At 73.2% G+C, this 7,123-nt stretch carries 8 protein-coding genes; 6 read left to right on the forward strand and 2 right to left on the reverse strand.

Going from position 1 to position 7,123, the window contains the following annotated elements:
• Window positions 1–10 precede the first annotated feature (10 nt).
• Window positions 11–1,933, reverse strand: coding sequence for a beta-galactosidase (locus tag Voc01_RS36380; protein ID WP_203932194.1), 1,923 nt, complete (start codon window positions 1,931–1,933; stop codon window positions 11–13).
• Window positions 1,934–1,954: 21 nt separating this feature from the next.
• Here Voc01_RS36380 and Voc01_RS36385 point away from each other — a divergent pair, with 21 nt between their 5' ends.
• The 4 genes from Voc01_RS36385 (at window position 1,955) to Voc01_RS36400 (ending at window position 5,623) form a co-directional block, all read left to right on the forward strand.
• A complete protein-coding gene (locus Voc01_RS36385) occupies window positions 1,955–2,821 on the forward strand; it encodes an NAD-dependent epimerase/dehydratase family protein (protein ID WP_203932195.1) in 867 nt (288 codons plus the stop codon).
• A gap of 57 nt (window positions 2,822–2,878) precedes the next feature.
• Entirely contained in the window at window positions 2,879–3,469 is a 591-nt protein-coding gene (locus Voc01_RS36390; RefSeq protein ID WP_239160730.1) for a superoxide dismutase family protein, read from the forward strand.
• 90 nt (window positions 3,470–3,559) lie between these two features.
• Window positions 3,560–4,753 (forward strand): amidohydrolase, encoded by a 1,194-nt coding sequence (locus tag Voc01_RS36395; RefSeq protein WP_203932196.1) that lies wholly within the window; start codon window positions 3,560–3,562, stop codon window positions 4,751–4,753.
• A 21-nt stretch (window positions 4,754–4,774) separates the two neighbouring features.
• On the forward strand, window positions 4,775–5,623 hold the full coding sequence (locus Voc01_RS36400) for a transglutaminase-like domain-containing protein (RefSeq protein ID WP_203932197.1): 849 nt from the start codon (window positions 4,775–4,777) through the stop codon (window positions 5,621–5,623).
• A gap of 85 nt (window positions 5,624–5,708) precedes the next feature.
• Here Voc01_RS36400 and Voc01_RS36405 read toward each other — a convergent pair whose 3' ends face one another.
• Entirely contained in the window at window positions 5,709–5,882 is a 174-nt protein-coding gene (locus Voc01_RS36405) for a hypothetical protein (RefSeq protein WP_203932198.1), read from the reverse strand.
• A 119-nt stretch (window positions 5,883–6,001) separates the two neighbouring features.
• Between Voc01_RS36405 and Voc01_RS36410 the strand changes: the two genes are divergently transcribed.
• Together Voc01_RS36410 and Voc01_RS36415 are read left to right on the forward strand one after the other, a co-directional pair.
• Window positions 6,002–6,301 carry a hypothetical protein gene (locus Voc01_RS36410; protein ID WP_203932199.1) on the forward strand — a complete coding sequence of 100 codons (300 nt, stop codon included), beginning with the start codon at window positions 6,002–6,004 and terminating at the stop codon, window positions 6,299–6,301.
• 184 nt (window positions 6,302–6,485) lie between these two features.
• A complete protein-coding gene (locus Voc01_RS36415; protein ID WP_239160731.1) occupies window positions 6,486–7,109 on the forward strand; it encodes a LysE family translocator in 624 nt (207 codons plus the stop codon).
• The last annotated feature ends 14 nt before the right edge of the window (window positions 7,110–7,123 follow it).

Below are 7,123 nucleotides of genomic sequence, written 5' to 3' on the forward strand. Positions count from 1 at the left end.
CCTTCCAGGGCTATTGATGGAGGATCCGGTAGCCGTAGGGCGCCAGAACGGAGCGGTCGGGCAGCGTCACCGGCGCGGAGCCGTGGTTGATGAGCGTGACCACGCCGCCCCGCGCGGCGGCCTCCACGCGCGGCGGGAGCCCCGCCACGACCGGCTCGACGCCGGCCCGCCCGACGAGGTGCCGGGCCACCGCCAGGCGCCCGGCGCGGTCGGCCATCGTCGCCAGGTACCACGCCTCACCGGACCCGTGCGCGTGGCGGGTCAACGCAGGCCGCGCCTCGCCGCCCGGCTGGTCGGTCGGCGCGAAAGCGGCCATGACCTGCGCACCTTCCAGCCGTACCGCCTCGACGAGGACGTCGGCCGGGTAGCTCACGCCGTCCCAGACGAACGCGCGACCGTCCGACGGCAGCACCCCCTCGAACTCCAGCACCGACAGCCCGAGCGCCGGGCCGAGCCGGGTGGTGAACCCGCCCGGGAGGAACCTGTCGTACTCGTCGACGACGTCGGTGAACGGCGTGGCGAGCAGGCTCCCGCCGCCGGCGACGAACGCCGTGAGGGCCTCCGCGTCGGCGTCGCGGAGCAGATACAGGCTCGGCGCCACGACGAGCGCGTAGCCGTCGAACGGACCGCCGGACCGCACGAGGTCGACCTGCACATTTAGCTCGTGGAAGGTGTTGTGCCAGCCGAGAACCTGTGCGTGGTAGTCGAACGCGGCCGGGTGGTCGGGCTGGTCGACCGCCCACCACGACTCCCAGTCGAACACGATCGCCACGCGGGCCTCGCCGCCCGGCGCCGGAAGCTCCAGTGTGGACAGTTCGGCGCCGAGCGCCGCCACCTCGCGGTAGGTGCGGGTGTCGGCGCCGGCATGCGGCAGCATCGCGGAGTGGAACTTCTCCGCGCCGGCGGCGGCCTGCCGCCACTGGAAGAACAGCACCCCGTCGGCGCCGCGGGCCACCGCCTGCATGCTCAGCGCCGCCATCTGGCCCGGTGCCTTCGGCGCGTTGTTCGGCCGCCAGTTGACCGCGTTCGGCGCCTGCTCCATGAGGATCCACGGCGTGCCGGGCTTCAGCGAACGCATCAGGTCACGGGCGAACGCGGCGTGCCGGAACGACTCGGGGTCGCGCGGGTCCGGATAGCAGTCGTCGGACACGAAGTCCACCTCCTCGGCGAAGCGCCAGTAGTCGGTGGTGGGCCAGGCGCCGATGAAGTTCGTGGTGAGCGGCTGGGTCGCGCCCGCGTCCCGGATGATCTTCTTCTCCATCCGGAGGAGGTCGAGCAGGGCGTCGGAGCTGAACCGCCGGAAGTCGAGCAGCCCGCCCGGGTTGACGCTGTAGGGCGCCAGCCGCGGCGGCACGATCTGCTCGAAGTCGGTGTAGCGCTGCGACCAGAACCACGTGCCCCAGGCGTCGTTGAGCGCGTCGATGTCGCCGTAGCGCGCCCGCAGCCACGTGCGGAAGGCGGCCGCGGCCCGGTCGGAGTAGTCGTACGTCAGGTGGCAGCCGAGCTCGTTGTTGATGTGCCACATCGCCACCGCCGGGTGGTCCCGGTAACGGTCGACGATCGCGGTCACCAGCTCCGTGGCCAGCCGGCTGTAGTCCGGTGACGTGGGCGCCTGGTGCTGGCGGCTGCCGGGCCAGCGGGTCGCGCCGTCGCGGTTCTCGGTGAGCATCCCCGGGTACCTCGTGGTGGCCCAGGGCGGGGGAGAGGCGGTCGCGGTCGCGAGGCACACCTTGATGCCGCCGTCGTCGAGGAGGCCGATCACCCGGTCGAGCCAGTCGAAGTCGAACTCGCCCTCGGCCGGCTGGATGCGCGCCCACGAGAACACCCCGACGGTCGCGAGGGTCACCCCGGCCCGTCGCATCAGGTCGATGTCCTCGGGCCACACGCTCTCGGGCCACTGTTCCGGGTTGTAGTCACCGCCGTACCAGATCACGGCATACCTTAACTTTGGTCGATGCGGATTCTCGTGACCGGTGGCGACGGGATGGTCGGGTCGGCGGTCGTGCGCCACCTGCTGGCGACGGGGCACGAGGTGACCACGCTCAGCCTGCCCGGCGTGACGCCCCACGACGGGGTGCGGGTCGTGTACGGCGACGCCCGGTCGCCCGGTGCCGTCGCGGCGGCCGTCGACGGCGCCGACGCGGTCGCGCACCTCGCCGCGATCCCGAACCCGCTCGACGACCCCGCGCCGACCGTGTTCGCCAACAACACCCAGGCGACGTTCACCGTGCTGTGGACCGCGGCCGAGCACGGCGTGCGGCGGTTCGCGATCGCGAGCAGCGTCAGCGCGGCCGGCCGCAGCTTCAACCCGCACCGGCCGCTGCCGGCGGCGTACCCGGTCGACGAGTCGATGCCGGCCGACCTCGGCGACCCGTACGGACTGTCCAAGCACGTCGACGAGCTCACGCTGGCCACGGTGTGCCGGCGGTTCGGTGCGTCGGGGGTGGCGCTGCGGCTGCCGCTGATGATCGCGCCCACGAACCTCGCGTTCATGCGCCGGGTCACCGCCGAGGACCCCGGCGGCGAGGCCGGCAACGGCTGGGCCTGGCTCGACGTGCGCGACGGGGCCGAGGCGTTCCGGCTCGCGCTGACCGTGCCGCTCGACGGGTCGACCGGTGGGGCACACACGGTCCACCTCGCCGCGGCGGAGATCTTCCCGGAGGGGGCGTCGACGGAGGAGCTGCTCGCGCGGCACGCCCCGGGCGTGCCGCGTCGGCGGTCGTTCGCCGCGCGTGAGGTTCCGGTCGATACGGGACGTGCGTGCGCGCTGCTCGGCTTCGACCCGGTGCACCGGGTTCCGGATCCGGGCACGTCACCGTAGCGGCCCGGTTAGCGTTGACCCTGGAGTCCGTTTGGTTGCACATTCCGGGGGTCTGCCGTGGTTCGTCCCGTCGTACTCGTCGCGGTGCTTCTGTCCGCCGTGCTCTCCGGGTGCGGATCCGACGGCGGGGACACCGGTGGGGTGGGTGGCGGTGCCGGGGCGGGGGAGACCACCACCAACGGCACGTTCGCGCCGTACCGGGACGGTGCTGTGGCCGTCTCCTATGACCCTGCCCTGGTGCCGGAGGGGGCGACCGCCGCGATCACGGTGACCGAGACGGACGCCGGCACCACCGTGACGCTGGTGGTCGCCGGCCTGCACAAGGCGCGGGCCTACGGTGCGCACCTGCACACGAAGCCGTGCGGTGCCGCGCCGACCGACGCCGGACCGCACCTGCAGCACCGGCCCGACCCGGCCGCGGCGGCCTCACCGCCCTCGGTGGACCCGTCCTACGCCAACCCCGCCAACGAGGTCTGGCTCGACTTCACCACCGACGGCAGCGGAGCCGCCCGGTCGGGCGCGACCCTCGACTGGACGTTCGACCCCGCGCCGCGGTCGCTGGTGATCCACGCCGACACCACGAAGACGGCACCCGGCGTCGCCGGCACCGCCGGCGCGCGCGCCGCGTGCCTGAGCCTGCCCGGGTGAACGGGCGTCGATACCGTGGTGCCGCGGCGATCCGGCGGCACCTCGGCTGTTAGGTTTCTGCGGGGTGTGGCGGGCCGGAAGGGGTATGGCGTGAGTTCCCTCGCGATCGTGCGGGGCCGGGTGGAACCGATCGTGGGCGAGCCGATCGAGCGGGGCATCGTACTGGTCGACCGGGGCCGCATCGTGGCCGTCGGCGACATGGACCTCGACATCCCCCACGGGTACCGGGTGGTGCCGGCCGACGGCTGCCACGTGGTGCCCGGCCTCATCGACGTGCACACCCACCTCGGCGTCGCCGAGGAGGCCGAGGGGTGGGCCGGCGACGACATGAACGAGATGACCGACCCGAACACCGCGCACGTGCGCGCGCTCGACGGCATCAACCCGGCCGACCTCGGCTTCCGCGACGCGATCGCCGGCGGCGTGCTGGCCGTCAACGTCAACCCCGGCTCCGGCAACCCGATCGGCGGCCAGACCGTGGCCATCAAGTGCTGGGGGCGCACGGTCGACGAGATGGTGCTGCGCTCGCCGAGCGGGGTCAAGTCGGCGCTGGGCGAGAACCCGAAGCGCGTCTACGGCAACCGGCAGCAGATGCCGTCGAGCCGGCTCGGCACCGCCGCGGTGATCCGGGAAGGGTTCGTCCGCGCCCGGGCCTACCTCGACAAGCTCGCCGCCGCCGAGCCCGGCAAGCCGGTCGAGCGCGACCTGCGGTCGGAGGCGATCGGCCGGGTGCTGCAGGGCGAGATCCCGTGGCGGCAGCACTCCCACCGCGCCGACGACATCGCCACCGGGCTGCGCATCGCCCGCGAGTTCGGCTACCGGCTCGTCATCGACCACGGCACCGAGGCGTACCTCATCGCCGACGTCATCGCCGAGCACGGGGTGCCGGTGGTCGTCGGGCCGCTCATCTCCGGGCGGGTGAAGGTGGAGCTGCGCAACATCTCGATGGCCGGTCCCGGCATCCTCGCCGCCGCCGGCGTCACCATCGCGCTGACCACCGACCACCCGTTCCTGCCGATCCACTACCTCACCCACCAGGTGGCGCTGGCCGTCCGCGAGGGCCTCGACCGCACCACCGCGCTGGAGTCGATCACGATCAACCCGGCCCGCATCGCCGGCATCGACGACCGGCTGGGCTCGCTGGAACCCGGCAAGGACGCCGACCTGTGCGTCTGGACCGGCGACCCGCTCGACCCGATGAGCCGCGTCGAGAGCGCCTACATCGGCGGCCGGCTCGTGTACGCGTACGACCACGAGACCCGGCAGGGCGTGTTTTCGTCGTAGGGGTCTGGCAGTCTGGCCCGCATGTACGCCGAACCCGCGCTCATGACCTCGGCCGGGCGGCACGCCCCGCTGCTCACCGGCCTGCCCGCGTCCGTGCCCGAGCTCGCCGCCGTCGGTCACGGGCTGCTCATCCACGAGCACATCACCGGCCCGTACGGGGTCGAGCTCACCGACGCCGAGCGGCAGAACGTCCACGTACGGCGCCTCGAGCAGATCCTCGGACACGTGCTGTCGATCTCCGACGCGCCGCTCACCGAGGCGCGCCCGCCGGAGCGGCGGGCGGCCGCCAACTGCCGCCACTTCACCGTGTTCCTGGTCGCCGCGTTGCGCGCGCACGGTGTGCCGGCCCGCGCCCGGTGCGGGTTCGGCATGTACTTCCGCGAGGGCTACGGCGAGGACCACTGGGTCGCCGAGTACCACAACGCCGCCGAGAACCGGTGGGTGCTCGTCGACGGTCAGCTCGACGCGGTGCAGCGCGAGCTGTTCCACGTCGGGTTCGACGTCACCGACGTGCCGCGCGACGGGTTCCTCGTCGCCGCCGACGCCTGGCGGCGCTGCCGCGCCGGCGAGTTCGACCCCGCCCGCTTCGGTCTCAGCTTCCTCGAGGAGGGCGGCTGGTGGTGGATCGCCGGCAACATGATGCGCGACGCGGCCGCGCTGGAGAACGTCGAGGTGCTGCCGTGGGACACGTGGGGCGTCATGCCCGGCCCCGACGACCCGGTCGACATGGACCTGTTCGACGCGCTCGCCGCCGCCACGATCTCGCCCGACGACACCGTCGCCGAGCGGCGCGAGCTGATGAGCGACGAGCGGCTGCGGGTGCCGTCGAAGGTCCGCAACGCGCTGCGCGACGAGCTCGAGGACCTGTAAGGGACTTGCGGGCGTCGGGTAGGGTTGATCCATGCCGTTCGAATAGCTTCCGGACCCGCGCCTGTACCTGGTCACCCGTGCCGACCTACCACCCGGCACGCAGGCCTGCCAGGCGGCGCACGCGGCACTCGACCTCGCGGTCGCCCACCCCGATCTGGTCGTCCCCACCCTGGCCCTGCTGTGCCTGCCCGACGAGCCGTCGCTGCGCTGGTTGTGCGACGAGGTCTCCGCGGCGGGCCTGGTCTGCGTCCGGTTCCATGAGCCCGACCTGCGCGGAGCGCTGACCGCGGCGGCCCTGGAACCGGCCGCGCGGCGGTTCGTGTCCCACCTGCCGCGCGCGCTGTCCGCCTCCCTTCCCGTGGTGAAGGGAGGTGAGACATGACCACCCCTTCCGACGACCGGATCGCCGAGCTGTACGCCAGGCTGGGCGCGCTGGCCGAGGAGCGTGACGCCCTGCGCGCCCAGCTCGACGGTGACCTTCCCCGGGCCACCCGTTGGCTGCAGAGCAAGGTGTGGCGGCAGGCCGCCGCCCTCGACACGCTCAACCGTCGCGTCGTGACGCAGCGGTTCGTGCTGCGTACGCTCGACGGCCTCGGCCGTTCCCTGACGGCCGACGAGTACCGGGCCGCCCGCGAGGCGGTCGCCGACGAGCACCTGCGCGACCGCATCGACGCGTGACCCCGGGTGGCGCGCCCACCCACGGCGGGCACGCCACCCACCAGGCCCCAGAAGCCCGACGGACGGGCAGCCGCCTCTAAAGCGGCCGCTAGCGGGTTCGACTCCTGCCTGGGGCACGCACCGGCGCTCCCGCCACCGGTAAACCGGATGAACGGCCCGCCCGGTTGCGGGGATGATCGGCGGCGTGGACCTCGTGGCCTTCGTCGTCGCCGTGCTGCTGATCTCCGCCTCGCCGGGGCCGGCGATGGCCCTGATCTTCCGGCGGGCGGCGCTGTCCGGGTTCTCCGGCGCGGTGCCGACCGTGCTCGGGCTGGAGCTCGGCCTCTACGTGTGGGCGCTGTGCGCGGCCGCCGGTATCGCGGCGATCGTCGCGGCGTCGCAGGTGGCGTTCGTCGTGCTGCGGGTGGTCGGTGCGGCGTTCCTCGTCTACCTCGGGATCCGGGCGTGGCGCACGGCGTGGCTCACCCGGGGGGACGGGCCGGCGGTCGAGGCCGAGGTGACGCGCACGGGATGGTGGCGGGCCTTCGGCGAGGGGACCGTCGTGCAGCTGGCCAACCCGAAGGCGGCCGTGTTCATGGTGGCGTTCTACCCGCAGTTCGTGCCGGTCGACCGGCCGCTGTTCGCCACCACGGCCCTGCTCGCGCTCCTGCAGGTGGCGATCGAGGTGGTGTTCTACCTGATGCTGGCCGCCGCGGTGGGACGGGCCGGCGTGTGGTTCCGGCGTACGAAGGTCCGGCGCCGGCTGGAGGCCGTCAGCGGAACGGTGCTGATCGCGCTCGGCATCCGGCTTGCCACCACGACCCGCTAGCCCCGCTCTCCGCC

This window comes from Virgisporangium ochraceum (assembly GCF_016863655.1).
In the GTDB taxonomy this organism is placed as follows: domain Bacteria; phylum Actinomycetota; class Actinomycetes; order Mycobacteriales; family Micromonosporaceae; genus Virgisporangium; species Virgisporangium ochraceum.

Excerpts from the sequence above, each read along its gene's own strand:
- Voc01_RS36405 (WP_203932198.1), bottom strand. The coding sequence starts at position 5,882 with ATGGAACCGGACGCAGACCAGGCCCGCCGCGGAGACCTCGTCGCACAA.
- Voc01_RS36400 (WP_203932197.1), top strand. The coding sequence starts at position 4,775 with ATGTACGCCGAACCCGCGCTCATGACCTCGGCCGGGCGGCACGCCCCG.
- Voc01_RS36410 (WP_203932199.1), top strand. The coding sequence starts at position 6,002 with ATGACCACCCCTTCCGACGACCGGATCGCCGAGCTGTACGCCAGGCTG.
- Voc01_RS36385 (WP_203932195.1), top strand. The coding sequence starts at position 1,955 with ATGCGGATTCTCGTGACCGGTGGCGACGGGATGGTCGGGTCGGCGGTC.